Source organism: Bradyrhizobium sp. LMTR 3 (genome assembly GCF_001693485.1).
Taxonomy (GTDB): domain Bacteria; phylum Pseudomonadota; class Alphaproteobacteria; order Rhizobiales; family Xanthobacteraceae; genus Bradyrhizobium.
This window is the reverse complement of record NZ_MAXC01000024.1, coordinates 1-25242: the sequence shown is the minus strand read 5'-3', so window position 1 is coordinate 25242 and position 25242 is coordinate 1. Positions and strand designations below refer to the sequence as shown.

At 59.5% G+C, this 25242-nt stretch carries 27 protein-coding genes and 2 pseudogenes; 17 read left to right on the top strand and 12 right to left on the bottom strand.

From position 1 onward, the window contains the following. Both LMTR3_RS20265 and LMTR3_RS20260 read right to left on the bottom strand, forming a co-directional pair. Positions 1-582, bottom strand: a 582-nt coding sequence (locus LMTR3_RS20265; protein WP_176721948.1) for a GDP-mannose 4,6-dehydratase, incomplete at its 3' end; no start/stop codon positions are given. Between the two features lie 92 nt (positions 583-674). Continuing rightward, positions 675-1349 carry a Crp/Fnr family transcriptional regulator gene (locus tag LMTR3_RS20260; protein WP_065746822.1) on the bottom strand — a complete coding sequence of 225 codons (675 nt, stop codon included), beginning with the start codon at positions 1347-1349 and terminating at the stop codon, positions 675-677. A gap of 301 nt (positions 1350-1650) precedes the next feature. Here LMTR3_RS20260 and LMTR3_RS20255 point away from each other — a divergent pair, with 301 nt between their 5' ends. The 6 genes from LMTR3_RS20255 to LMTR3_RS20230 all read left to right on the top strand — a co-directional run bounded on the left by LMTR3_RS20255 (position 1651) and on the right by LMTR3_RS20230 (position 8902). Next, positions 1651-2472, top strand: coding sequence for an ABC transporter ATP-binding protein (locus LMTR3_RS20255; RefSeq protein WP_065746818.1), 822 nt, complete (start codon positions 1651-1653; stop codon positions 2470-2472). Next, positions 2469-4400, top strand: coding sequence for a long-chain fatty acid--CoA ligase (locus tag LMTR3_RS20250; protein WP_065746817.1), 1932 nt, complete (start codon positions 2469-2471; stop codon positions 4398-4400). Before LMTR3_RS20255 ends, LMTR3_RS20250 begins: the two co-directional genes overlap by 4 nt. A 190-nt stretch (positions 4401-4590) precedes the next feature. After that, on the top strand, positions 4591-5484 hold the full coding sequence (locus LMTR3_RS20245) for a branched-chain amino acid ABC transporter permease (protein ID WP_057847915.1): 894 nt from the start codon (positions 4591-4593) through the stop codon (positions 5482-5484). Positions 5485-5491: 7 nt separating this feature from the next. After that, on the top strand, positions 5492-6565 hold the full coding sequence (locus tag LMTR3_RS20240) for a branched-chain amino acid ABC transporter permease (RefSeq protein WP_065746816.1): 1074 nt from the start codon (positions 5492-5494) through the stop codon (positions 6563-6565). Positions 6566-6623: 58 nt separating this feature from the next. Then, on the top strand, positions 6624-7904 hold the full coding sequence (locus LMTR3_RS20235; RefSeq protein ID WP_065746815.1) for an ABC transporter substrate-binding protein: 1281 nt from the start codon (positions 6624-6626) through the stop codon (positions 7902-7904). A gap of 155 nt (positions 7905-8059) precedes the next feature. Further along, the gene (locus LMTR3_RS20230) at positions 8060-8902 is read left to right on the top strand and encodes an ABC transporter ATP-binding protein (RefSeq protein WP_028351617.1); all 843 of its coding nucleotides are present in this window, start codon (positions 8060-8062) and stop codon (positions 8900-8902) included. 98 nt (positions 8903-9000) lie between these two features. Here LMTR3_RS20230 and LMTR3_RS20225 read toward each other — a convergent pair whose 3' ends face one another. Next, entirely contained in the window at positions 9001-10161 is a 1161-nt protein-coding gene (locus tag LMTR3_RS20225) for an AGE family epimerase/isomerase (RefSeq protein WP_065746814.1), read from the bottom strand. A 190-nt stretch (positions 10162-10351) separates the two neighbouring features. Here LMTR3_RS20225 and LMTR3_RS20220 point away from each other — a divergent pair, with 190 nt between their 5' ends. Then, a complete protein-coding gene (locus LMTR3_RS20220; RefSeq protein ID WP_065746813.1) occupies positions 10352-11575 on the top strand; it encodes a phenylacetate--CoA ligase family protein in 1224 nt (407 codons plus the stop codon). Positions 11576-11579: 4 nt separating this feature from the next. On the opposite strand, the gene LMTR3_RS20215 is transcribed toward LMTR3_RS20220, so the two are convergent. The 3 genes from LMTR3_RS20215 to LMTR3_RS20205 all read right to left on the bottom strand — a co-directional run bounded on the left by LMTR3_RS20215 (position 11580) and on the right by LMTR3_RS20205 (position 13731). After that, on the bottom strand, positions 11580-11813 hold the full coding sequence (locus LMTR3_RS20215) for a hypothetical protein (protein WP_065746812.1): 234 nt from the start codon (positions 11811-11813) through the stop codon (positions 11580-11582). 761 nt (positions 11814-12574) lie between these two features. Further along, entirely contained in the window at positions 12575-13174 is a 600-nt protein-coding gene (locus LMTR3_RS20210; RefSeq protein WP_065746811.1) for a hypothetical protein, read from the bottom strand. Next, positions 13171-13731, bottom strand: a complete 561-nt coding sequence (locus LMTR3_RS20205; protein ID WP_141686707.1) for a hypothetical protein — start codon at positions 13729-13731, stop codon at positions 13171-13173. The genes LMTR3_RS20210 and LMTR3_RS20205 overlap by 4 nt, the downstream gene beginning before the upstream one ends. Before the next feature lie 77 nt (positions 13732-13808). Between LMTR3_RS20205 and LMTR3_RS37780 the strand changes: the two genes are divergently transcribed. Beyond that, positions 13809-14015, top strand: a complete 207-nt coding sequence (locus LMTR3_RS37780) for a hypothetical protein (RefSeq protein ID WP_141686706.1) — start codon at positions 13809-13811, stop codon at positions 14013-14015. Positions 14016-14173: 158 nt separating this feature from the next. On the opposite strand, the gene LMTR3_RS36620 is transcribed toward LMTR3_RS37780, so the two are convergent. Next, the gene (locus LMTR3_RS36620) at positions 14174-14437 is read right to left on the bottom strand and encodes a helix-turn-helix domain-containing protein (protein WP_084029722.1); all 264 of its coding nucleotides are present in this window, start codon (positions 14435-14437) and stop codon (positions 14174-14176) included. Between the two features lie 84 nt (positions 14438-14521). On the opposite strand from LMTR3_RS36620, the gene LMTR3_RS20200 reads away from it, so the two are divergent. The 3 genes from LMTR3_RS20200 to LMTR3_RS37775 are packed head-to-tail and all read left to right on the top strand — an operon-like array spanning position 14522 to position 16870. Next, positions 14522-15358, top strand: a complete 837-nt coding sequence (locus LMTR3_RS20200; protein WP_065746820.1) for a YqaJ viral recombinase family protein — start codon at positions 14522-14524, stop codon at positions 15356-15358. Continuing rightward, complete coding sequence (locus LMTR3_RS20195; protein WP_084029720.1) at positions 15342-16466, top strand: ERF family protein; 1125 nt, start codon at positions 15342-15344, stop codon at positions 16464-16466. The genes LMTR3_RS20200 and LMTR3_RS20195 overlap by 17 nt, the downstream gene beginning before the upstream one ends. Then, a complete protein-coding gene (locus LMTR3_RS37775) occupies positions 16463-16870 on the top strand; it encodes a hypothetical protein (RefSeq protein ID WP_141686705.1) in 408 nt (135 codons plus the stop codon). Before LMTR3_RS20195 ends, LMTR3_RS37775 begins: the two co-directional genes overlap by 4 nt. Here LMTR3_RS37775 and LMTR3_RS40320 read toward each other — a convergent pair. Continuing rightward, a pseudogene (locus tag LMTR3_RS40320) lies at positions 16854-17380 on the bottom strand (DnaB-like helicase C-terminal domain-containing protein). The gene LMTR3_RS37775 and the pseudogene LMTR3_RS40320 overlap by 17 nt on opposite strands. A 244-nt stretch (positions 17381-17624) precedes the next feature. Between LMTR3_RS40320 and LMTR3_RS20185 the strand changes: the two are divergent. From LMTR3_RS20185 to LMTR3_RS38595, 3 genes and pseudogenes are all read left to right on the top strand, one after another. Continuing rightward, positions 17625-17837: pseudogene (locus LMTR3_RS20185) on the top strand (SOS response-associated peptidase); the annotation flags it as partial. Positions 17838-17981: 144 nt separating this feature from the next. Next, positions 17982-18338: a hypothetical protein gene (locus tag LMTR3_RS37765; RefSeq protein WP_141686704.1), complete on the top strand. Its 357-nt coding sequence runs from the start codon at positions 17982-17984 to the stop codon at positions 18336-18338. Positions 18339-18367: 29 nt separating this feature from the next. Then, entirely contained in the window at positions 18368-18514 is a 147-nt protein-coding gene (locus LMTR3_RS38595; RefSeq protein ID WP_176721947.1) for a hypothetical protein, read from the top strand. 201 nt (positions 18515-18715) lie between these two features. On the opposite strand, the gene LMTR3_RS20180 is transcribed toward LMTR3_RS38595, so the two are convergent. Genes LMTR3_RS20180 through LMTR3_RS37760 form a run of 3 tightly spaced genes read right to left on the bottom strand, consistent with a single transcriptional unit; the run spans position 18716 to position 21456 of the window. Next, positions 18716-20602, bottom strand: a complete 1887-nt coding sequence (locus tag LMTR3_RS20180; protein ID WP_141686703.1) for a right-handed parallel beta-helix repeat-containing protein — start codon at positions 20600-20602, stop codon at positions 18716-18718. Continuing rightward, complete coding sequence (locus tag LMTR3_RS36610) at positions 20599-20961, bottom strand: hypothetical protein (RefSeq protein ID WP_176721946.1); 363 nt, start codon at positions 20959-20961, stop codon at positions 20599-20601. Before LMTR3_RS36610 ends, LMTR3_RS20180 begins: the two co-directional genes overlap by 4 nt. Positions 20962-20994: 33 nt before the next feature. After that, complete coding sequence (locus LMTR3_RS37760) at positions 20995-21456, bottom strand: LvrA C-terminal domain-related protein (RefSeq protein WP_141686702.1); 462 nt, start codon at positions 21454-21456, stop codon at positions 20995-20997. 443 nt (positions 21457-21899) lie between these two features. Between LMTR3_RS37760 and LMTR3_RS38590 the strand changes: the two genes are divergently transcribed. Further along, positions 21900-22049 carry a hypothetical protein gene (locus tag LMTR3_RS38590; RefSeq protein ID WP_176721945.1) on the top strand — a complete coding sequence of 50 codons (150 nt, stop codon included), beginning with the start codon at positions 21900-21902 and terminating at the stop codon, positions 22047-22049. A gap of 367 nt (positions 22050-22416) precedes the next feature. Here the strand turns inward: LMTR3_RS38590 and LMTR3_RS20175 are convergent, their stop codons facing one another. After that, complete coding sequence (locus LMTR3_RS20175; protein WP_065746806.1) at positions 22417-22758, bottom strand: hypothetical protein; 342 nt, start codon at positions 22756-22758, stop codon at positions 22417-22419. A gap of 930 nt (positions 22759-23688) precedes the next feature. Between LMTR3_RS20175 and LMTR3_RS20165 the strand changes: the two genes are divergently transcribed. After that, positions 23689-24204 (top strand): D-glycero-alpha-D-manno-heptose-1,7-bisphosphate 7-phosphatase, encoded by a 516-nt coding sequence (locus LMTR3_RS20165; RefSeq protein ID WP_065746819.1) that lies wholly within the window; start codon positions 23689-23691, stop codon positions 24202-24204. Positions 24205-24660: 456 nt separating this feature from the next. Next, a partial coding sequence (locus tag LMTR3_RS20160; protein WP_141686701.1) for a GDP-mannose 4,6-dehydratase occupies positions 24661-25242 on the top strand: 582 nt, incomplete at its 3' end.

Below are 25242 nucleotides of genomic sequence, written 5' to 3'. Positions count from 1 at the left end.
CTCGTGATTGAACAGGATGCCGTTCGAGGCAAACATGCCGTAGGCCTCGCGGTAATTGACCGTGATCCAGTAGCCGTACAGCTTGGCGACGCCGTAGGGCGAGCGCGGGTAGAACGGCGTGGTCTCCCTTTGCGGCACCTCCTGGGCCAGGCCGTAGAGCTCGGAGGTCGAGGCCTGATAGAACCGCGTCTCCTTCTCCATGCCGAGGATGCGGATCGCCTCCAAGAGCCGCAGCACGCCGATGGCGTCGGCGTTGGCGGTATATTCCGGGCTTTCGAAGCTGACGCCGACATGGCTCTGGGCCGCGAGGTTGTAGATCTCGGTCGGCCTGATCTGCTGCATCAGCCGGATCAGGTTGGTCGAGTCGGTCATGTCGCCATAATGCAGCAGGAACGGTATCTTGCGGGAATGCGGATCCTGGTACAGGTGATCGATCCGCGCCGTGTTGAACGAGGATGACCGCCGCTTGATGCCATGGACCTCATAGCCGAGGCCAAGCAGATATTCGGCCAAGTAGGCGCCGTCCTGGCCGGTGACGCCGGTGATCAGCGCCACGCGCCGCTTTAAATCCTGAGCCGCCATGTCTTCTCCAAACCCGCTCGTCGCGCAGGCCATAGCATTCGACCTGTGCCAAGTCTATCGCCAAAGTCGTTTGAAATCAGTCTCTTAGGTGCCTAATCGCCATGGTGGCGCAAGCGTTCGAGTTCGATGATGGTGACGCCGCCATATTCGAGCCGTAGCAAGCCCTCCTTCTCGAGCCGCTTCAGGCACTGGTTGGCGTTTTGCCGCGAAATACCGGAGAGCGCTCCGATTTCCTCCTGTGTGACCTCCAGATGGCGCGTCATGTCCGGATAGAGAATCGGATTAAACAACGACGCGATGGAACGCGCGACGCGGCTGGTTGCGTCGAGCGTGCGGCCATGTTCCACCGCTCCGATGAACTGGCCGAGGCGCTCGTTGAGCTGCCGGACCAGAAAGCGGTTGAACGCAACGCTGTTCTCGAACAGCCAGAAGAAGGTGCTGCGGTCCATCAGCGCCAGCCTGGTGTCGCGCAATGCGACCACGTCGTAACGGCGCGGCTCGCCCTTGAGCACCGAGCCTTCGCCGAACCATGCACCGGCTGTGAGGCCGGCGAAGGTCGCGGCCTTGCCCCCGCTCGACACCGTACTCATCCGGGCAAGGCCGGTGACGATGCCGGTCCAGTAATCGAAGGGATCGCCGCGCATGAAGATATGCTCGTTGGCGCGATAGGATTTCTCGACGATGCCGGCACGGGCGACCTCGATTTCCCGCTCGTTCAGTTCGCGCGACCAGGCCGCGATGCGCTTGAGGTTATCCGCAGCAATCATGATCGCATCGACCGTCACGCCCTACACTTGCTGCACTGCAGCAGAAGTGCAGCCTGGCAAAATTTCCCGACGAATTGTCAGGCAAAAGACATTTCAAACTATCGCATTGCCCTAAGGAGGGCCACCTCGGCGGGTGTGCCCATGGCGCTACCGGTTGGGGTGCGGCGTTACCACGCGTGATGCCGGCCGTGATCGGCATCGTTAGTCGGATGACCGGAAGGCGACTGCGGATGTAAGGTTGCGGGTGTAGTTGCGAACGATAGATAAAGAGCGCGGCAAGCGCCTTATCTGGAGGGAATGAGTGGCTCATACGTTGGAAGTGCGCGGCGTGTCGCTGCGCTTCGGTGGCGTCCGTGCGCTGACCGAGGTCTCGTTCGGCGTGGACGAGGGCGAATTGTTCTCGATCATCGGCCCGAACGGCGCCGGCAAGACCTCCATCGTCAATTGCATTTCCGGCCGCTACAAGCCGACCGAAGGCCGGCTATTCTACCGCGGCAAGGACATCACCGGCCTCAATCCGAACGCGCGGCCACAGCTCGGCATCGGCCGCACTTTCCAGAACCTGGCGCTGTTCCACCACATGAGCGTGCTCGACAACATTATGGTCGGGCGGCACCACCTCTTGAAGAACAATTTTATCACCGGCTCGCTTTACTGGCTGACCGGCGCACGGCGCGAGGAACTCGAGCACCGCCGCAAGGTGGAGGAGATCATCGATTTCCTTGACCTGCAGTCGGTGCGCAAGGCGACCGCCGGCACCCTGCCCTACGGCCTGCGCAAGCGCGTCGAGCTGGCCCGCGCCATGGCGCTGGAGCCGCAACTGATCCTGCTCGACGAGCCGATGGCCGGCATGAACTTCGAGGAAAAGGAGGACATGGCGCGCTACATCGTCGACCTCAACGAAGAGTTCGGCATGACCGTGATGATGATCGAGCACGACATGGGCGTGGTGATGGACATCTCCCACCGCGTCATGGTGCTGGATTTCGGCCGCAAGATCGCCGAAGGCGATCCCGCCTCCGTCCTCGCTGATCCGCACGTGAAACGCGCCTATCTCGGCGAAGAGGATGAGGTCCTCGTCGACCCCGACGACACGCCGGCGCCTCGGGAGAGCGTGGCATGATGGATTACGCCGGGCGCGCCGCCCTAGCCGATACTTTTCCAAAGCTGCTGCGCCTCAACGCGAGGGAGCACGGCGGCGAGATTGCACTGCGCGAAAAGGATCTCGGGCTGTGGCGCGTCTTCACCTGGAGCGATTACCAGACCCGCGTCCATGATTTCGCGCTCGGCCTGGTCGAACTGGGTCTTGGGCGCGGCGACGTCATCGGCATCATCGGCGACAATCGCCCGGACTGGGTGGCCGCCGAAATCGCAACCCATGCCATCGGCGCCATGAGCCTCGGTCTTTATCGCGACGTGCTGGACGAGGAAGCGGCCTACCTGCTCAGCTACGGCGAGGCGAAACTGGTGTTCGCCGAGGACGAGGAGCAGGTCGACAAGCTGCTGGCGCTGGCCGATCGCGCTCCCAACCTCAAGCACATCGTCTATTCCGATCCGCGCGGCATGCGGAAATACGACGATCCCCGTCTGATGGAAGCCGAGAAGCTGGCCACGATGGGACGCGACCGCGCCGCGCGCGAGCCGGGCCTTTACGACCGGCTGGTCGACTCCACCCGCGGCGAGGATGTCGCGATCCTCTGCACGACATCGGGCACCACGGCCAATCCCAAGCTCGCGATGCTGGCGGCCGGGCGCGTCCTGAGACATTGCGCGACGTATTTGGCCTTCGATCCGAAGGGGCCGGACGACGAATACGTTTCGGTGCTGCCGCTGCCCTGGATCATGGAACAGGTCTACGCGCTCGGCAAAGGGTTGCTGTGCCGGATGAAGGTTAACTTCGTCGAAGAGCCCGAGACCATGATGCACGATTTCCGCGAGATCGCGCCGACTTTCGTGCTGTTCGCGCCGCGGCTCTGGGAATCGATCGCCGCCGATGTCCGCGCCGGCGTGATGGATTCCTCGCCGCTGAAACAAAAGCTGTTCGATGTCGGAATGAAGGCGGGCCTGTCGGCGCTTGCGCAGGGCAAGCATTCGATGTTCGCCGATCAGCTCCTGTTCCGCGCGCTGCGCGACCGCCTGGGTTTCACGCGGTTGCGCTCGGCTGCAACCGGCGGCGCCGCACTCGGCCCCGACACCTTCAAGTTCTTCCAGGCGATGGGCGTGCCGCTGCGCACGCTCTATGGTCAAACCGAATTGCTGGGTGCCTACACGCTGCATCCCGCCGGCAAGGTCGATCCGGATACGACCGGCGTGCCGATGGCCGACGATATCGAAATCCGCGTCGACAACCCCGATGTCAACGGCGTTGGGGAGATCGTCGTGCGCCACCCCAACATGTTCTTGGGCTACTACAAGAATCCGGAAGCCTCTGCCGCCGATATCAAGGACGGCTGGATGCATTCCGGCGATGCCGGCTATTTCAACGATCAGGGCCAGCTCGTCGTCATCGACCGCATCAAGGATCTCGCCGAGACCGCGCGCGGTGAGCGCTTCTCGCCGCAATATCTGGAAAACAAGCTAAAATTCTCGCCCTACATCGCCGAGACGGTGGTGCTCGGCGCCGGCCGCGATGCGCTGGCGGCGATGATCTGTATTCGTTATTCGATCATCTCCAAATGGGCAGAGAAGAACCGCATCTCGTTCACGACCTATACCGACCTCTCCTCGCGCTCCGAGGTCTATGCGCTGTTGCGCAAGGAGGTGGAAGGCGTCAACGCAACGCTGCCGCCGGCGCAGCGTATTTCCCGCTTCCTGTTGCTCTACAAGGAGCTCGACGCTGACGATGGCGAGTTGACCCGCACCCGCAAGGTCCGCCGCAGCGTCATCAACGAAAAATACGCCGATATCATCGACGCGATCTACGCCGGCAAGAACGACATTCCGGTCGATACCGTGATCCGCTTCCAGGACGGCACCACCCAGCGCATCCGCACCACGCTGCGGGTCGTCGATCTCGGCGGGCCAGCGCCGATGGCGGAGGCCGCGGAATGATGGTGCAGCAAAGCAAGGCGCGCATTAATGCGTCCTCTCCCCTTATGGGAGAGGACTACACCGCTGATCGCTACAAACTCACTTCGGTGAGGGGTTCCCCTCCACATACGCGTATGCGGAGAGAACCCCTCACCCGTCTTCGCTTCGCGAAGCCACCCTCTCCCACAAGGGGAGAGGGAAAGAGGGCCGCATGAACACCCAGCTTCTGATCCAGCTCCTCGTCAACGGCCTTGTGGTCGGCACCCTCTACGGCGTGGTCGCGATGTCGTTCGTGCTGATCTACAAGGCGACGCAAGTGGTGAACTTCGCGCAGGGCGAACTGCTGCTGGTGGGCGCCTGGGTGTGCTGGTGGCTGCTGACCAAATATCAGGTGCCGTTCTACCTGGGCATGCCGATCACGCTGGTGTTCATGTTCCTGTTCGGCATCGCGATCCAGATCGTCATCCTGCGCCCCATGATCGGCGAGCCGATCATTTCCGTGATCATGGTGACGATCGCGCTCTCGACCGTGTTTTCGGCGCTGATGAAATGGATGTTCGGCGTCAATCTGCAGCCGTTCCCGCGCATCTTCCAGACCCAGAACGTCAACATTCTCGGCCTGCAGGTGCAGACCGTCTATCTGATGAGCCTCGCGGTCTCGGTGGCGATGATGGTGGGCATGGCGTGGTTCTTCCGCCTCTCCAAATATGGTCTGGCGATGCGCGCCACCGCGTTCAACCAGCAGGTGGCGCAGTCGCTCGGCATTTCCGTCAAAAGCGTGTTCGCGATGGCCTGGGCGATCTCGGCGACCGTCTCCGCCGTCGCAGGCGTGGTGGTGGCCGTCGTCAACGGCGTGTCGGCAGGCCTCTCCGCCTACGGCGTCAAGGTGTTTCCGGCCGCGATCCTCGGTGGTCTCGACAGCGTCGGCGGCGCCGTGCTTGGCGGCATCATCATCGGCCTGTTGGAAAACGTCGCGCACTTTCTCGACAGCGAATATCTGCACTGGGGCAATCTCTACGAGATCGCGCCGTTCTATGCGCTCATCATCATCCTCATGATCAAGCCGTACGGCCTGTTCGGCACCAAGGACATCGAGCGGGTGTAAATCAATCATGGCAGGCCAGACCCTCATTCCCGCCGGCGATTTCCGCACCAGCTATGCGGCGGATACCACCGTGTTTCCGACCACGACCAGCCGCAACGCCATGATCGCCGGCATCGCGCTGATTTGCCTTGCGCCGCACGTCGTCAACGAATACGTCCTCAGCCTGCTGATCCAGATCGGCATCTTCGGCATCGCGGCCCTCGGGCTCAACATCGTCGTCGGCTTCACCGGCCAGATCTCGATCGGTCATGCTGCCTTCTTCGGCTTCGGCGCCTTTACCTCGGCCTATCTCTCGAACCGGTTCGGCATTCCCGTCTTCTTCTGCATTCCGCTCGCCGGCGCCGTGACGGCCGCGGTCGGTCTGGTCTTCGGCCTGCCCGCGGCGCGGCTGAAAGGGCTTTATCTCGCGATCGCGACGCTGGCGGCGCAATACATACTGCTCGACTTCTTTGCCCGCGCCGAGTGGTTCACCGGCGGCAGCGTTCCCGCCAGCGCCGAACCGTTCTCGATCTTCGGATACATGCTGCGCGGCGATAAGCAGTATTTTTACGTCGTGCTGGCCTATGTCGTCGTCTGCTATCTGCTGGTGACGAACCTGATCCGTTCGCGCGACGGACGCGCGCTGGTCGCCGTGCGCGACCATTATCTGTCCGCCGAGATCATGGGCATCAACCTGACCAAATACCGGACGCTGTCGTTCGGCCTCGCCGCCTTCTTTGCCGGCGTCGGCGGCGCGCTCTATGCGCATTACAATCAGGTGGTCTCCAACGAAGGCTTTGGCATCGATCGCTCGATCATCTTCCTCGCCATGATCATCATCGGCGGGCTCGGTTCGATCATGGGCACGCTGATGGGTACCGCCTTCATGGTGCTGCTGCCGGAATCGATGGAATGGCTCAGCGTCGCGCTCCGCGACAGCCCGATCGATCAATTTCTGGGACTAAAGAACAATATCGCTTTCCTGCGCGAGATGGCCATCGGTCTGATCATCATCATCTTTCTGGTGTTCGAGCCGGACGGACTTGCGCATCGATGGCGGCAGATCAAGGCATACTGGAAACTCTACCCGTTCTCGCATTGAGGTCGGAACGGGACGAATAACGAGAAGACCTCGAGAAGTAACCGGGAGGACTATGTCTATGACGATGAAGACTCTGTTGAGCACAGCCTCGCTTGCTTTGCTGTTGGGTTCTACCGCTGCATCGGCCCAGGCGCCGGTCGCGCTGGGGCATCTCACCGACTATTCAGGACCAACTTCGGACGTCGGAACGCCGTTCGGACAGGGTGTCGCCGACACCTATGCATGGATCAACAAGAGCGGCGGCATCAACGGCGCCAAGGTCAACCTCGATACCGTCGATTACGGCTATCAGGTGCCCCGCGCGATCGCCCAGTACAAGAAATGGTCGGGCGCCGACAAGGTCGCCGCCATTCTCGGCTGGGGCACTGCCGATACCGAGGCGCTGACGGGATTCCTGGCCCAGGACAAGATCCCGGATATCTCGGCATCCTATGCCGCAGCACTCTCCGATCCGACCGGCGCCGGCGGAAAGGCCAAGCCGGCGCCCTACAACTTCTTCTATGGCCCCAGCTACTCCGACGCACTTCGCGGCATGCTGACCTGGGCGGCCGAGGACTGGAAAGCCAAGGGCAAGCCCGGCAAGCCGAAATATGTCCACATGGGCGCCAACCATCCCTATCCGAACGCGCCGAAGGCGGCAGGTGAAGCGATTGCCACCGACCTCGGGTTCGAAGTGTTGCCGCCGATCGTGTTCGCATTGACGCCCGGCGACTACAGTGCGCAGTGCCTGACGCTGAAGAGCTCGGGCGCCAATTACGCCTATCTCGGCAATACCGCGGGCTCGAACATCTCCGTGCTCAACGCCTGCAAGGCCGCCGGCGTCGACGTTCAGTTCCTCGGCAACGTCTGGGGCATGGATGAGAATGCCGCCAAGGCTGCCGGTGCTGCCGCCGATGGTGTGGTGTTTCCGCTGCGCACCGCGATCGCCTGGGGCGGCAACGCGCCCGGCATGAAGACGTTCACGGAAATCTCCAAGATGTCGGACGCGGCCGGTTCCGCCTACCGTCCCGTGCATTACCTCGCCGGCGTCTGCACCGCGCTCTACATGAAGGAAGCCGTCGAATGGGCGGCCAAGAACGGCGGCGCCACCGGCGAGAACGTCAAGAAGGGCTTCTACCAGAAGAAGGATTGGGTGCCCGCCGGCGGCGAAGGCATCTGCAACCCCTCGACCTTCACCGAGAAGGATCACCGTGGCACACTCAAGGTCGATCTGTATCGCATGAAGGTCGCAGGCGCGACCGACGCCCCGCTCAACGAGCTCGTCAAGAACGGCGGCATCAAGATGGAGAAGGTGAAGACGATCGACCTGCCGCGCAAGCCCGACTGGCTCGGCTGGTAATTTCACGGGTTGCCTTCGGGCAACCCCAACACTCCCCGTCATCCCCCGCAAAAGCGGGGGATCCAGTACGCCGCGGCTTCTCGGCCTATCGCTGGCGGCTCTGGAATACTGGATCACCCGCTTTCGCGGGTGATGACGGCAAGAGGTGATCGGACATGACTGAAGCAACCGAACTCAATCGTCCTGCGAAGACTGCCGCGCAAGCCGCCGCCCCGCTGCTCAGCGTCCACAACATCGAGGTGGTCTACGACAAGGTCATCCTGGTGCTGCGCGGCTTGAGCCTTGAAGTACCGAAGGGCGCGATCGTGGCGCTGCTCGGCGCCAACGGCGCCGGCAAGTCGACGACGCTGAAGGCGATCTCGGGCCTGCTCAAGACCGAGGACGGCGAAGTGATCCGCGGCGAAATCGTCTTCGACGGCGAGCGCATCAACGGCATCGACCCCGACAAGATCGTCCGCCGCGGCATCTTCCAGGTAATGGAAGGCCGCCGCATCATCGCGGACATGACCTCGATCGAAAACCTGAAGCTCGGCGCGTTCACGCGCACCGACAACGAGATCGCCGCCGACATCGACATGGTGTTCAGATATTTTCCGCGGCTCAAGGAGCGTACCGGGCTCGCCGGCTATCTCTCCGGCGGCGAACAGCAGATGCTGGCGATCGGCCGCGCGCTGATGGCGCGCCCCAAGATGATCCTGATGGACGAGCCGTCGATGGGCCTGTCGCCGCTCCTGGTCAAGGAAGTGTTTGGGATCATCAAAGCGATCAACCGCGACCTAGGCGTCACCATCCTGCTGGTGGAGCAGAACGCGCGCGCGGCGCTGTCGGTCGCGAGCCACGGCTACATCATGGAACAGGGCAAGGTGGTGCTCGACGGCACCGCTGACGAATTGCGCGACAACGAGGACGTCAAGGAGTTCTATCTCGGCGGCGCCGGCGACCAGCGCAAGAGTTTCAAGAACCTGAAGAGTTTCAAGCGGCGAAAGCGGTGGCTGTGAACCATAGCGTTTTCGAACGAAGCATGTCCTCGGACTTGATCCGGGGATGGAGACCGGTTCGCGTGAAGAAAACGCGTCAAAACAAAAGAATCAGATGCTCAGCCGAGCACCTGCTCCGCTTCCGCTACCGCGCTGAGAACATGATAGAACGAAGACGCAGGAATGGTGGCGACCAGGGAGTTGCCGTCGCGGTCGAATTGGTCGTACCAGCCGCCCGCGACGGGATGGCTGAGATAGTGCCGTTCGAGCCGCACCAGCGCCGCGCGCGCTTCATCGGCAGCTCCCGCTTCCCCCGCCTCGGCCTGCGCGATCCACGCCTTGGCGATTTCCGTCTGCGGCCACAGCCGGCGCGTATGCCGCCTGATTTTGCCGCGGGCGTCGCCTTCGTCGATCAGGCAGCCGGTCGCCTCGTCGCGATAGCGCAGCGCTGTTGCCAGCAATTCGCCGCGATAGCGCCCGGTCGGACAGCCAGTGATGCGCTCAAAGCCTTTCAGCAGCCACGCCCATTCCGCCTGATGTCCGGGCTCGACGCTGACCGGCTCGATCCTCGACCAGTCCTCCTCGAAATATTCGCCAAGCACCTGCCGCTGCTTGTCGTAGAGGTTGGCCAGAAACAGGCTGAAGAAATTTCCGGCCCTGTTCTGGAACACGAGGTCATGTGTCGCGTCGAACGCGGCGATCATCGCCTCGAACAGATGCATCTGCGGGTTCTGCCGCCGCGGCATCGATACCGGCAATCCTTCATGAACCCCGCCGTGCGGCGAGCGCAGTTGCGTCTCGACGAAGTGGCACAGTGCGTCGATCTCGGAGCGGATCTGCTCATCGCGATCGAGGCCATAGACGGTTGCCAGTGCCAACAGCACGAAGGCGTGGTCGTAGGAATCCCGCAGCGGGTCCAGCACCGCGCCATCAGGCTGCAGCGTGTGCACAAAGCCCGGCTTGCCGTCGGGGGCTTTCGCCTTCGCCAGCAGGTGCTCCAGCCCCTTCAGCGCGATCGCGCGGCCTTCCGGATACCAGCCCATTTGCGCCGCCTTGGCGTAGCAATAGATCTGGCGCGCCTGCACGAAAACCCGGCGCGGCGCCAGGCGGTCGGCACGGCCGTCCAGATCGAGCCGATCGAGAAAGCCGCCCGCTCTATCGTCCCACCCCTCGGTCGACCACAGCGGCAGGCAATGATCGACCATGCGAAGCTTCAGCCTGGCGACGATATCGGCCGAATCCAACGTGTCTGCCGCCGCAGCGGTATCTCTTTCAGCCATTGCGTTCCCTGGAACATCAACACCGGTAGAAGCCGTCTGATAGCACGTCAGAGGCGGCACGCAATCGGCCCTGAGACGTCGGTTCTGATTCGGTCAGAACCGACGTCTCAGGGTTTTGTTTTGACGCGTTTTCTTCACGCGAACCGGAAACCCACTTCGCTCGAAAACGCTACGATCTGAGGCATCAGCCATGACCGACCACTACGACACCCTTGAAACGCGCGAGCCGGGCATACGCGAGGCGGAGCTGTTTTCAAAGCTTCCGGACGTCCTGCGCAAGGCGCTCGCCGCGCCGGCCTATGCCGATCGGTTGAAAGGCATCGATCCCGCCACCGTGACCAGCCGCACCGCGCTTGCCGAGTTGCCGGTGCTGCGCAAATCGGAACTCCCTGCCCTGCACAAGGCTGCGCCGCCCTTCGGCGGCTTCGTCGCGGGGCCGCTTGGGTCGTTCGGACGGCTGTTTACCTCTCCGGGACCGATCTTCGAGCCCGAGCCCGTTCACGCCGACCCCTGGCGTGGCGCGCGGGCGCTGTTTGCGGCGGGCTTTCGGCCCGGCGACGTGGTGCTCAACACCTTCAGTTACCATCTGACGCCGGGCGGCTTCATTTTCGATGCCTCGGCTCGAGCGCTGGGCTGCGCGGTGATTCCGGCCGGCCCCGGCAATACCGAGCAGCAGTTTGAACTGATCGAAGCCTATCGTCCGGTCGGCTATAGCGGCACGCCTGATTTCCTCAAGATCCTGCTCGACGCTGCCGCGAATGCCGGGCGTGACGTCTCCTCGATCAAGCGCGCGCTGGTCTCCGGGGCGGCGTTTCCGAAATCACTGCAAGACGAAGTCAAGGCGCGCGGCATCGACGCCTATCAGGCGTTCGGCACCGCCGACCTCGGCATGGTCGCGTTCGAGACGCCGGCGCGCGAAGGCATGGTCGTCAACGAGGATCTCATTATGGAGATCGTGCGTCCCGGCACCGGCGATCCGGTGGCGCCCGGCGATGTCGGCGAGATCGTCGTCACCTCGCTCGATCCGCAGCATCCCTGGATCCGGCTCGCGCTCGGCGACCTTACCGCGGCGTTGCCAGGGGCAAGCCCGTGCGGACGCACCAACATGCGCATCAAGGGCTGGATGGGTCGCGCCGACCAGACCACCAAGGTCAAGGGCATGTTCGTCCGCCCCGAGCAGATCGCCGAGATCGGCAAGCGCCATCCGCAACTCGGAAGACTACGCCTCGTCGTCACGCGCTCTGGCGAGAGCGACGTGATGACGCTGAAGGCGGAAACGGTTGCGGCTAGCGAGGTGCTTCGGAGCGAGCTCGCCGCCACCTTGCGCTCCGTAACGAAGCTCGGCGGCAATGTCGAATTGGTTGGCGCAGGCGCGCTGCCGAACGACGGCAAGGTGATCGCCGACGAGCGCTGAGCGCTCAAAACTTGCGAACCAGATCGATCACCTCGTCCTGCTGCCCCCGAGTGATCTCGGCAAACATCGGTAACGACAGGATACGTTCCTGATCGCCAAACGCATTCGGAAACTGCTCCGGGCGATGGCCGAACCGCTGATACGCGGCAAGGAACGGCAGCGCCGTCGGATAGTTGATCGCGGACGAGCGCGGCTGATCACGGGTTCTTTCTTCGGGACGTTTGAAGTACTGGTACATACATCGGCAGGTAAAGCTTGGCGAGTGAACTGCCGCGACTAAACTTCTGGATCTCGAAGTAAAAATTGGGTTCGTTCTGCAAGAAAGATCTCGATCTTTGGTTCATACCCCTATTCGCCAAGATATCCGTTCTTGCGTTCCGCACGGAGAATCTGAGAGGACTGGTCCGGGTCACCACCATCGCTTTGTTGATCAACGACCTCCATGGTAAATCCTTTTTACAATCTCCCGGATTGCACGGTCACGCCGAGCGGCGGCCCGGCATTCGTATCGATCAAGCTTGCGGAGGTCCGGCAGTGCACTTGCTATGCCTTCGGCCGTACGTTCAGGCTCATGCGTCGGCATTCTCGCTGGGAAGTTAGTCCCGTCTGCCTTTTTTGGTGGTGGCCTGCCTGTAGAAACCGCTTTAGTGTAGCGGACGTCCGCAGCCACTGAATCAAACACCTGAGCACGATCGAGTCCTCCGAGCGCGGAACCCCGTTCGATTAAAGCTACCTTGACCTGCCGAACGCGCGCGAGATCGAACTCAGCTGCCGTAGCTTCGCGGGCGAGGGCCAGAATGATTTGGTCCTTACTCCCGCCAGCAATTTTTCGAGCGCGCTTCTCAAGCTGTTTTGTAAATGCCGCGACTGGAATGCTTAAAGTCAGACCATGGCTATACGCGTTCTGGCTCGCCCGTTTTTTGCCGGCGCAGGAGCGAGGGCCGGTGCTTTTACACGCGTTTCTACGATTCGCAGCCATTTGTCGTTCGCTGGCCATGGTTACACCACCACCGCTTTCTCTCTGTCAGTACATTCAAGACAGAGTGAATCTTCGCTTTGAAGGGTCCGGTCTGAACTCTGCCGCATCCGCTCTGCCAAACTCTGCCGACAATCGGCGACGCAGCGAAGCACCTTATCGCGGCGCGACTCCAACGATGCCATCATCCTGTCGATCGCTTCGAGGTCGGGAAGCGACTCTCTGATCGCTTCGGTGACGATAGCGGTTTCATCGAGGTGAAAGCGGCGCAATAGCGCCGAAACCTTGTGTTTGGCCTGTTCACTAGAATACCATTCCACGGCAAGCGCGTCAGCTTCATCGTAGTACGGTCGCTCAGGAGACCACATCAGACTTCTGAGAAGATTCTGCAAAGCGTGACGGACCGCATTGTTGATGAGGTTGGCTTTACAGCGGCGCAGGCGCTGGATCTCCCAGACGATCGCCACGAAATCGGCGAGGTAGAGCTCCTCGATGATGCCTTTTGGCCGGATATCCAGTTCAAGCGCGTTGCGCAAGGAGGCGTATTCGTCGGCGGATTCACCCCTCGTCAATAGGGGTGTGGAGAACAGCACCATCTCCTTGCTCTCCGATCGGCGGGTCATTTTGACCTCCGCTGTTGCGTCGTCATTTCGAATCGCGCGCATGATCGTCTGGACTCACCCTCCGGCTTGCGGCCTTCCTCTTTGATTTCACCTTCGGAATCAGATAAATATTCATCAGCAGGCCTAGAGCGTTCTTCAGCCTGATTTCGGACTGTCACCTGCGCTTTCGCCGCGATCCGCTCGAGAGCCATCAACTCTTCGTCGCTTAACTTTGCGAAATCAAGTGAGGACTGCGGCCCGTCGCCAACACTGACCGGCCTCGGCGCGAGTTGCGGGTGAATGTACGGCGCAGCCTTCGCTGCGCATAAAGCTCCGACCTGCAGTAGGGCGAGCATGGATCCCAACTCGGCGCGGTCGCCTTTTTTGAGCTCGCGTTCGGCCAAAGCTAAGCAGCAGTCGCTAACGTATCGGAGACGCTGAACCGAATTGAGCTTGACAATTTGTACAGGGATACGTGGCCCATCCTTCATCGTCTCGGCCACGTCATGCCGCCCATGTGCGGTTCGCCGGTTCGGCCTTTTCAGTTTTCTGCCCCCAGCCTTGCGCTTGAAATTCATTGAACTCCTCCAGCAGGCGCATTGGAACCCACCCGCGCGTTGATACCGCCGCTCTGCGAGTGCAGCTCGCTAGCGCTATGATATGCTGTCCCGGAAAATACACTGGCATCGCCAGGAATGCGGCTTCCGGCTATGTGCCGGCCAACTGCGAAGGGCATCGCCGTCATCGCTCGAAGGGCATCGCCGCGCTGCGGGTATCACCCGCAAGCCGCTCGCGAAGCCTATTGCCGAAGTTTTTTGCTGTCAAGGCCGCCGGCCTGATCAGCGAGGTGCTGCTCGACTGACTTATGGCGAGCACATCCTTTGCGCATGTCCGCATGATCGGGTCAAACGTGATCCTGCTGAACCTAACGCCCAGAGCAAGGTAGCGTTTTCTGAGAGTCAATTACCAAAGCTGCTTCAGAGAATGTGAACCCTTCGCCGACACGCATGGCCGGATTTCCTAGCTTCTTCCTCTCATTTCTTTTCCCGGCTTCCGAAGTCGGACACCCGCCCCTCCTCCGTTCTCGTCAATGAACTCTACGCCGCTAATTTCTAACGCCTGCTGCATCTTTCCGACCACCTCCGATGAAACGCTCCGGCGCCCGCGTTCGAAATCAACTACCGTCGACAGTCCAAGCCGAGCTCGGCGGGCAAGCTCGGGCTGAGTGATATCGAGCAGGGCTCGCGCCCCTCGACACTGAGCGGGGGAAATAGCCTTCAACATTTTATGTTGACGCACCGATGGATGTAGGCTATCAACATTTTATGTCGCTCCTCGCCTATTAGCTCCGAACCCGTGGAGAGTGCAGTGATTCCCCCGAAAAGGCTCTCCCTTAATCATGCTGCAGATCGCCGCCGTTTTGTCGGCGGCTCAGACGCCAGGATCATCATGGGAGAAGATGAGGACAAGCTGATCCGGCTATGGCGAGAGAAGCGGGGAGAGGTCGAAACCCAGGACCTGAGCGGCGAGCTGATCGTCCAGCTCGGCAAGGTCACGGAGGACCTCAACCGGACCTGGTACGAGCGCAACAGCGGCCATAGGGTCGATGAGGTCCAGAGGCTAGTCCGGCATCCCATCCACAAATGGATGAGAGCGACGTTGGACGGGCGCGTTCAGCAAACCGGGGCGCTCTTTGAAGCAAAGTTCATGCTGCCATGGAATTTCTCTGAGGAAGCTGCGGCGGAGAAACATATGGCGCAGCTCCAGCACAACATGTGGGTAGTGGCAGCAAAGTCAGCGGTGCTTTCGATCATCACCGGAGGCGGCCAATGGGTAGAGATTAAGGTCCACGCCGATCCGCTCTACCAGCACCTCCTTTTGACGGCAGAGAAAAAGTTCTGGCGGTGTGTGCAGACGGGCGAATCCCCATCACTTTTCGGGACTGAAGCGCCACGGCCACGGCTCGAAGCCGTAAAGGTTGTGGACATGTCGCCATCGAACTCTTGGGCAGAGCTCGCTGCCACCTACTTGCGAACACGCGCGGCGCACCAGGATCACGAGATCACTAAAGCGGAACTTAAGAAGCTCGTGCCTGAAGACGCAAAGGAAGCTAGCGGACACGGTATCCGTGCGAAGCGCTCGAAGTCTGGCGCGATCAGCTTTGATCCGATTCAGATGGAGGACTCAAATGCACCAGTCCAGTGAGCGCATCGGTGCGATTGCGGCGGCGCTTGCCAGAGCGCAGGCCGAGTTGACCAACCCGGAAAAAACCTTAGTTGCCACGATCCGCTCGCCGTTTCCGCGCGAGGAGGACCGCACGTTCCGCTACGCCTCTCTTGCAAGCGGCCTGGACATCGTGCGCAAGGCCTTGAGCCAGCAGGAGATTGCAACTATCCAAACCACCCGGATCGAGCCGAGTTCGGGGCAAGTTCGTCTGACCACTCTGCTTGCCCATTCATCAGGCGAATGGATTTCGGCCGACTGGCCGGTATGTGCCGCGAAGGACACCGATGCGCCGCACCGGATGGGGGCGGCCTTGACCTATGCCAGGCGTTACGCCCTGTTCGCACTGGTGGGTATCGCGGGCGAGGACGACTTGGACGCACCTGACGTCTTGCCCGGCCTGCCACCGCCCCGGCCGAATGCGCCACACGCAGCCGACGGCAAACGCAATAAGCCCATTCTGCACCGTTCACCAACGCTTGGCCAAGATCAGTCCGCCCAGCTGCGGGACCAGATGCTGGGTGAGATCGGCAGCTTAACCACGGAGAATGAGCTACTCGCCTGGGCCAAAGACGGACTACCTCGGAAGAACGCTCTGCTGGAGGCGGATGCCCGGTTGATCGAGGTCGCCTATCAGCAGAAGCTCGGCGAAGCCGCGTATCCTTCTGAAAATGTAGTGACCTCACCGGCGGAACCGTCCATCCCCGGCGTCCCGCAAAGTGCGGCGGCGACGCTCGCACTGCCGAAAGAGCCTATGCGCAAGCGAAGCAAGGCGCACCTGTCCTTCGTACGAGGAAAACCTTGCTTGGTCTGCCGACAAACCCCGTCGGACCCACACCATCTAAAGTTCGCCCAACAGCGCGCCTTAGGACGCAAGGTCAGCGATGAGTTCACGGTGCCACTCTGCCGGACCCACCACCAAGATTTGCATCGGCACGGCAACGAAAAGGCCTGGTGGGCGAATATGCAGATCGCGCCAATGCCTATTGCCAAACAACTGTGGGACGCTAGCCAGACCGGCGGCCAAGAAGGAGCTGCGGTATTGGCAAACACCGCACACACATTAATGCCCAAGGGACTCGCAACATGAATGCGCCCTTCAATACCGCTCAAAGCTCGCCCCCACCCATGCTGCTGCCCGGTGAATCACTCAAAAAATATGAACTTATGCGCCAAGCAATATTCGCCGACCTCGCACCACGCAGCGTGATCGAGTGGCTGCTGGCAATCGACGTGGTGGAACTATCCTGGGAGATCCAGCGCTACCGAGTATTGCGGCACAAACTGTTGGATCACTACGGCGAAAAAGCTATCGAACAGACTCTACGCCATATCGATCTCGCCGAACTGCCGCCCGAGATGGAGGACGCCGCGCACGACCACATCCGACGAAACGCCCGGATCTGGCGAGTAGACCCAACGGCAGCACGCGAAATCGACGGGCGCCTTGCGACTTACGGGTACGACTCGAATGCAATCAACACTCAGGTCTAATCGCGTCTGCATCCTGCTCGATTGAACCGGAGTCGCGAAGGTCAGCCATCGTTGGACGCTTGTCCTCGCGCTTCTCGACTTCACGCGATAACTGCGCCAACGCCAGAACGGGAACGTCCACTCTTTCGCGAGCGCCTTAAGGCTCCCTGAGATTTCGGTAAACTCGTTGACGCGAGCCCCTGGGTAGCGATTCGAGGGCTTCACGATATGCATGTGATCGACGATCACAGGCCCGAGCAACAAGCCCTGCCGCTCCAGCTTTTGCTTGTGGCGCCGAGCCCTTGCGGCGATCTGTGAGACCGTCAAGCCGGGCGCCGGGTCAATAAGCAGAGGGAGTTCGCGCTGCCGACGCGCGGCCTCTATGACGCGCTCCGCCTGCGCCCGGTTCACATGGACGTGGAAGTAGCACCACCCTTCCCGCGTTGCTAATTGTCGGACCTCCGCCAGCGCCTTGATAAACGGTGGCGGGTTGGGTTCGTCCTGAAAATATTTGAGCGGAGCGCTCACCATTTCCGGCCACCCAGCACTTTTCCTTTCGGCCGTGGAAGTTCAGCTTTCAGCCGGTCCCGTTCCGCGCAGAGGCCGTCGAACATTCTCTGCAGTAGTGCTTCAGCCGATGGAGCGCTTATGCCTGCCCGCTCGAGATGGAGAATCTCTTTGCGCTGCCGGCCTACTTGTACCCTCATCCGCTCTATCTCCGCCCGAAGATGCTCAAGATCCTGTGAACAAAACAAGAACATTTGGCAACCGATCTGCCGTCTATGGTTTCCTGACGACGTCGCCGAATGCGATTGTCGAGCCGATTCATTCCAAGGCGATGCCGGCGATCCTGACGACGCCGGAGAAATACGACGTCTGGATGCGCGCGCCGTGGGATGAGGCAAAGTCGCTGCAGCGACCATTGCCCGATGACGCCCTGAAGATCGTCGCGCGCGGTGTGGACAAGGAAGACAAGGCAGCCGCGTGAATTACTGCGCCTTCATCGGTTTCGCGCTTGAATCGCTGTTGTTGGTTGTTGATCACGCGGGCCTTGAACCGCGGACACGTTCGCAAGTTTAGAGAGCCAGGCAAGACGCAATCATTGAGGGCGGATGAAGCTCAAGAGGGACCAATGACCCCGCGCATTCTGATCGGAATTTGCTTGTTATTTGCCTTTGTGACTATCGCATTCGAGCGCGGCGGCCCTGCCGCTGCGCCGCCCCAATATCCAGGGCAAAGCTGCAATCGCTGGGAGCAAAAATGCACAACGCTTCATGGGCAGACCGAGCGCTGGTATGAATGCATGAACCAGCCCCAAGCAATGTATTATTGCCAAGACCCGGCGGGCTATGCCGGATATCCTCCGCCAGAGACGCCGGACTGCGATATGTGGCGTAACCAATGCGCGCACCATTACGGTTCGGCGACGCGCAAATACGGAATCTGCGTGGGACGGCAAGAAGCGCTCGTAGCTTGCGGGCGCTATTAGCAGGCCGCCCCTATCCGACGAGCGGACCAATGACCGTTCTTATCTACGTCGATACGAGCAAGCAGATCGGAGATCCCGAGCATCTCAAGGTGTTTGCCAATCAGGACGCCGTGGAAAGCTGGTTTGAGGAAAACGACCCAGAAGGCGTCGTATTCGAATATGAGGTTCTGGAATGAACGGGTATCCTAGGGCAACTTTGGATCATCGATTTGCAGCGCGACCATTCCGTGGTTTCTCCAATAAAAAGTCTTTTATCTCTTCGGCCGGCGTTGTCGGCGTGTCGTTCCGTATCCCCATGGTTAGAGCTGGCGAATCATGCGCCATCCTTTCGTGGTGTGAAGATGTTGGCGCCAGCCGCTGCGTTCGCTGCTCGTCGATTAATTGCCGGTAAACATTCGCTGCTCCAGCCATACGCCCGAAGCGGCACTGTAAACCCATTCACGAAGGAGGAATTTGTTTGGGGAGGCGCCCTGTTCGGATGTGTTGAGAACTTGAACTACAGACATCCCACCCGACGAGGCTGGTATCCACGCCGGGATCGCTCGGCCAAGGTCGGTGGGTCCAAGCGTGGCAACGATGTTTGCAACTGGCGTTCGGTCGAAAGAATTATTGCGCAGCGTTCCCTGCGCTCCTGCGGTGGTCCAACCAACGCCAACATTCTGTCCCGAAACAACGTTGTCTTGTGCGACGAGATTTAGGGTCGAAGTGATGTCAAAACTGGCTTTCGTGGGCGCTCCGGACACCACATTTCCATGAACGAGGACCGGGCCACCAGCAACGACCTGGCTGACGTCAATGCCGCTCGAGGTCGCCCCACGAGATAGATTGCGAGAGACCGAGACATTCGTAAGCGTCAACGTCCCAGAATCCGGCATAAACCAGATGCTATAAGTACCCGCTGTAATCTTGTTATCGTCAACTTTTAGGTCGGTGTAGGAAGCGCCAGGGTGGGCGCGGAGAAAAACCCCGACCGCCGTCGAAAAATTGAGGATGGTGTTGTTGACGACCATCACGCCTGTCGCGTTACCGCCGCTATTCAGCAGTCTTACGCCGCTCAACCCCGCATTGATATAATTGTTCGCAATTAGCCAATCGCCATTCGTTGATACGGCCGGCGCCACGAGCGTGATACCGTCGCCCGCGATGCTAACAGCCCGGTTGTTCGTGATGGTAGTGCCAATCGACCCGTTGAAGGAGAACCCGCCCTTCGGCAAAGTCGCGGTCGCGGTCGATAGCTGAGTGTCGCAGACATTCGCGTTGACCACAGAATTGGTCCATCGACCGGCCATATAAAGGCAGTTGTCTCTAGCATTGAAGATATAGTTATTCTCGATGATTGCGTGCTTACTGTACGGGCTGCCACCCTCATAGACCATCATCGCGTAGGAGCCTTTGTCATCGGTGATACCGCCGAGCAGGCCCGAGTTGTAGATCTGATTGCCGAAGATCAGCACGTCCTGTACGTTCTCAAAGACCTGAATCCCGACTTTAATGTAATCTGCCCGCATCACGTTGTTGGTGACGCGGACAGAGCGCACGAAGGAATTAGGCGTCAACGGGCCGCCGTTGTTGCCAACCCCATACACAAGCACAAAGGACGAATTGATGCCGATATTGGTAGGCCCGCGCGCGTTACCGTTCGCCGAGAGAAAATAATTTCGGTTGATGTTGATGTTTTGGATGGAGTTGCTGAAGCCGCCGAGCGTTTGGATGTAAATCCAGTAGTCACCCTTGAAATTCGTGAACGTGCAGTCTTCGACCAGGAGGTCGGTTATATCGGCAGAAGCGTTGGTGAACCCGATCGCGCCACCTAGCGCAAAGTCCGTCGCGACGGAATTGCCGATCAGATTAATATTCTTGTAGTGGATGTGGGATTGATCGGAGCTCGAGAACACCTGTTTCATCAGTGATGCCCCGGTGACCGTTATCTTCGCGCCCTGACCGTCGATCGTCACATTGCTGCGCGCAACAACAAGCCCGGTCGATAAGAAAATCGAGCTTAGCTGGCAATCGCCCGGGCCAAATACCGCATAAACGCTAGCTTCGGTGCTGGCGTTGACGGCGGCGATCCAGTTCGACAGCGCCGTCGTGTCGTCGACCACGCCATTGCATACAGTTCCATAGCTGCTGGATTGAATGACGGCGCTCGTCCCGCGTCCTACAGGGATGGCTCGATCCGGCACAAGCCACTGAGCCCTGGTCGGAGCGCAAGCAAACAGAACAATGGCTATGGCGACGAAAAAGCGGGCGCAGAATTTTGTCACGGGACTTGCTCCGAAGTTATGAACACCCTGCGGATCTGCCGCGAACTACGCGCGGATAAGATTGTCGGAATCGGCACGCCGCAACGGCAATAATACTGTGTGACAAGTTCGCTGGAGCGTTCGCCCTCGTAATATGCATTTAGCGCTTTTTTGTTGCCCTCGAGGAACATCAAAAGCGCCGGGTAGCTGACAACCCAAGTACCGCCCCCAAAGCGGCGGCCAAGCCCGTACTCCACACTCCTATTACGAAGTGTAGGTTCGCTTTTGCCAGCCAGCGCCGCTGCATGGCTTAGGTTCACCCCCTCTCGGGCATCAAAAGGAATAAGCACCCGCCAGCTCGTTTTATCGGGCGGCATCATGAGCGCACCGCCGCTCTGAAAGATTCAGCCGAGCTATCGGGCACAACCGGCGTGACAATCAAATGCGGGGGGACTAGACATCCCAGGCTTGCCGGGCTCTGGACCCCACACCTCGCGCCAAACGCCGGTCTCGTCGGCCTCGCGCAGGCGCGCCCTCCACTGAACTGGTGTGAATGATCGCGGATCGATCGTCGGCGGGGCGGGAACGGCGCAGCCATCACCGCTGCTGCCGTCATCTTCGCAACCGCCCTTGTTCAACCAGCTCGCCGGGTATGGGATGAACTGACGATCACGCGCCGGACGTTGGGCCCAGCCGGCAGCGAACGCGCCGGTTCTTTCGTTCAAAAGAGGCAGAGCAATCAGCTTGTCGCGAATGACCTTGCCGAAAGCCTTTGCCGCGTCCTTCCGCTGCTTCTTCCGCGGATAGATTTCGTACCAATCGGAGAGCCCTTCGGGCTCCCCTTTCGGGCAGCAAGAAGTTTCTAATTTGTTCAATTGTTTCTTATTTGTAGTCGCGGCTGTAGTCGTCCCTGTAGTCGCCTCTCCCGACCGGCGCTGTTCTTTGTCGCAATTACAATGGATTATGAGCTTCTGCCCTATAGTCGTCTCCGTAGTCAGTAGTTGGTCAGCCCTGTATCCGCGATCGGCGGGTCTGTTTGCACGACTGCACCTCGCAAAGACCTGGTTGGCGCTTGATCGAGGTTACCCCATAGCCGGTACTGGCCTGTTTCCGACCTCAGTGGCCTAAGTGTTGAAATATGGAGTGGCCTAATTTCACGGAGGAACGGATCGCGGTCGTTGCCACGAATCTTCAGCGCTCAACTATCGGCTGCTGGGCCATTTTCTTTGTCAGTTCCGGGCGGGGAACCGTCGCACTCCAGACAGAATTTAGCTCAGGTTCCGTTCGAAGATTTTCTGGTAATTTTGGAGTGCCAGAAATGCGTACCATCGGTATTTCCGCGATCATGCTAGCGGCGGATCCTGCCACTTTCGTCGCAGACTGGAAACGGTGGGGCACCGAATTACTTTTATCCCTGCTTATCATCGCCATGTTTTTGGTAGCGGTCTGGGGCCTCATTTTGGTGTGACGGACGAGTAAGGCCGCCTCAGTTGGCGGCCTCTTTCGTTACAGACCCTTACCGCTGTTTCCTCGGGCGAGTAATCCAGCGACAGTCGCGTCCAGACATCCTGCCGAGGATACAACCGATCGAGCTTGGCTTTGAAGTCGTGCTAGTCTGCGACGACCGCTCCCAGATGCTCTCTGAGTTTCGGATAACCAAGGTTCGTTGTCAGTCTTTGAAAGAGCTTGTGTTTGAGGCGAGGCCCAGTTCACGGTACTATCCACGGCATAGCCCAAGTATCGCGTGATCAGGGAAATATGAGGAGCAAGTCAAGAGGATTTTCGGCCAGCAACTTGAATAGACGTTTAACAAGAGGCTGCCAACTGAGGCGGCTTTAGAGGCCAGTGAATTTCTGAGAATCGCATTGATCGACAAGGGCGGTCATCCGGAACGATACAAATTTGCCGTCCTTGAAGAAGATCGCGTAGGTCCGATTCAAGTGTGAATCAGGCGCTTGGCTTCTGACGCAGATAATCCAAGGATCCGATGAAATCGGATGGGCACGAATAGGGCCGGCGACTTCAAGTGGACTCGAAAGCTTGGCTTCGGCAGCCACAGTCCTGATGACGCCCGTTACGGCAGATAAGACCGGCGGCTCGCCGCCATCTGGCAACGCGTCGAGAGCCGAAGAGCAGCCTGCAAGGCCTATACACAACGCCGCGGCTAACAATCGCATCCGCCTCCCCCAAATCCAAGCGCAACCTGATTAATAGCAAATTAGGACGCGCTCAAAATCTTAAGCCACTGGGTCGAATACGGACAGTACCCAGTTTCACTCAAGGAACAGATCGCGTCCGTTGTGAGAACATTCGACGGCCACCTTATAGATATCAACAAGGCACAATATCCCTTATGCGCCCACTGGATCAGGCAAAAGATTGGCGCGATCGCAGTGAACAAGACCATGCCTGCCAGGCCCTCTTGAAAGGAACTGGCATCCATCACGAGATCGAGCATGCCCCTCCGGGAAGCAAATATGCACATTGAATTGTTACCGATCGCCAAGAGCTGTGGGAAGCGACCCAAGTTCCCAAGGTTCCGGCCTCGGCGGCCCGAGGCAAGAAGCTCGCTTTCCGTGTAAGTTGCGATCCTCGCAACCATATGTAGTCGTTGTACCTGTTGCTGGTTATCAAGGGGCAGCCATGTCTGAGGCCATTGTTTTGATTGTCGGCACTTACACTATTGTCGCCGAGGTCGTTCGGTGGTGGGGCGAATTCACCGAAGGAGCGAAATATCGGAAAAGACGCCAATAAGAGCGGGATCAGTAGTCAGCACCTCCGTCACTTCACCCTTGCGCCCGGGTCTGTGCCGTAGCGCAGCTAATAGTGGTACTTTGGTGCACAGAGGAACGCGCATGAAGATCAGACATGGCAGCATTCGGAGGGAGATCAGAGCGTCACGACACGCGTCTAAGGCAAAGGTGCGCGAGATTCAAAAGCTCAACGACAGATGAGCCGACATACAGGAGGCGGCGGTAAATCAACTGATCTCCGTGATCAGCAAAACCGAAGAAATCCGCGCACACGGCCTAATACTTTACTCCAAATTCTTAGCTACAGTTACCTAGCTTCGCTTGATAGCAGCACGCGATTTCAAGGACAGTGAGATGAAGAGACCAGCAGTCTTCTTTGACCGCGACGGGGTATTGAACCAGGACAGCGGTTACGTCTTTGAAGTTAGCAAGCTAAGGTGGATAGATGGTGCGCGAGAAGCGGTGAAGGCCGCTAATGATGCCGGATACTTTGTCTTCGTAGTGACTAACCAGTCAGGGGTAGCCAGAGGCCTTTACCAGGAAAGCCATGTTGAAGCACTACATAGGTGGATGGCTGACGAATTAACGAAGATCGGAGCTCACATAGATGCGTTCGAATACTGCCCTTACCATCCCGACGCGGTTATAGAGCGATATCGTCAAGTAAGTCAGCGACGCAAGCCTGCGCCGGGAATGATTAACGATCTTTTGGAGCGCTTTCCCGTGGATGTCAGTCGAAGCATTCTCATAGGAGACAAGCCTATTGATCTAGAAGCGGCGCGGGCCGCTGGCGTTCAAGGCTATCTGTATTCGGGCGGACATCTTGCGCAATTTTTGAGGCCGCTTTTGTCTCTCAAAGAGCAGGAGTAACTGAACAAGTTTGCGGAGTAACAATACGAATTGTACCTTTCACATGGCCACACACTGGCCCGCCGCAGGCCGAGGGGCCCTTCAATGGTGCACGCAATGCATGGAGCACGACGAGGCCGATCTCGACGATTTGGCGCATGAAGTGGAACGAATTGAGCCACAACCACCCCGGACCAATACTTACAAGCGCCACTGATGCCCCCTGGTTGTAAGTACCGTTCGCATGACTAGCCGGCCCCCCTGGTCTTCCAAGATCAATAGACTCCATCCACGCCCCACTCAAACGACGGGTCGCAGTAAGATTTTGCGGACCGCTGTTTCCATAGCGGACCGACCGTAGTTGCAATCCTGGCCGATACCAAGTAGACGCGAAACTTAGGCACACTCTAGCGACGATACCGAATTGCGCGGCCTTGAGCGCACAAATGGTAGTCCTCGCGATTAAAGGAGGCTTCATTGCATCCTCAGGTTTCTAAGCAGCGCGTTGCTCTGATTACCGGCGTCACCGGCCAGGATGGCGCCTACTTGGCCGAATACCTGCTTGGCCTCGGCTATGAGGTCCACGGCATCAAGCGGCGCTCGTCCTCGTTCAATACGGCGCGCGTCGATCATCTCTACGTGGACCCCCATGTCGGCAACGTGCCTTTCCTGATGCACTACGGGGACATGACCGACTCGACCAACCTGATCCGGCTGATGCAACAGGTCAGGCCGACCGAGATCTATAACCTAGCCGCCCAGAGCCATGTCGGCGTCAGCTTCGAAAGCCCGGAATATACCGCCAACGCCGACGCCATCGGCGTGCTGCGGCTGCTGGAGGCGATCCGGATCCTCGGCATGGAAAAGGAGACCCGGTTCTACCAGGCCTCGACCTCGGAGCTCTATGGTCTCGTGCAAGAGGTGCCGCAGAGGGAATCCACGCCGTTCTACCCGCGCTCGCCCTACGGCGTCGCCAAGCTGTACGGCTACTGGATCACGGTCAATTACCGCGAGGCCTACGGCATGTTTGCCTCGAACGGCATCCTGTTCAATCACGAA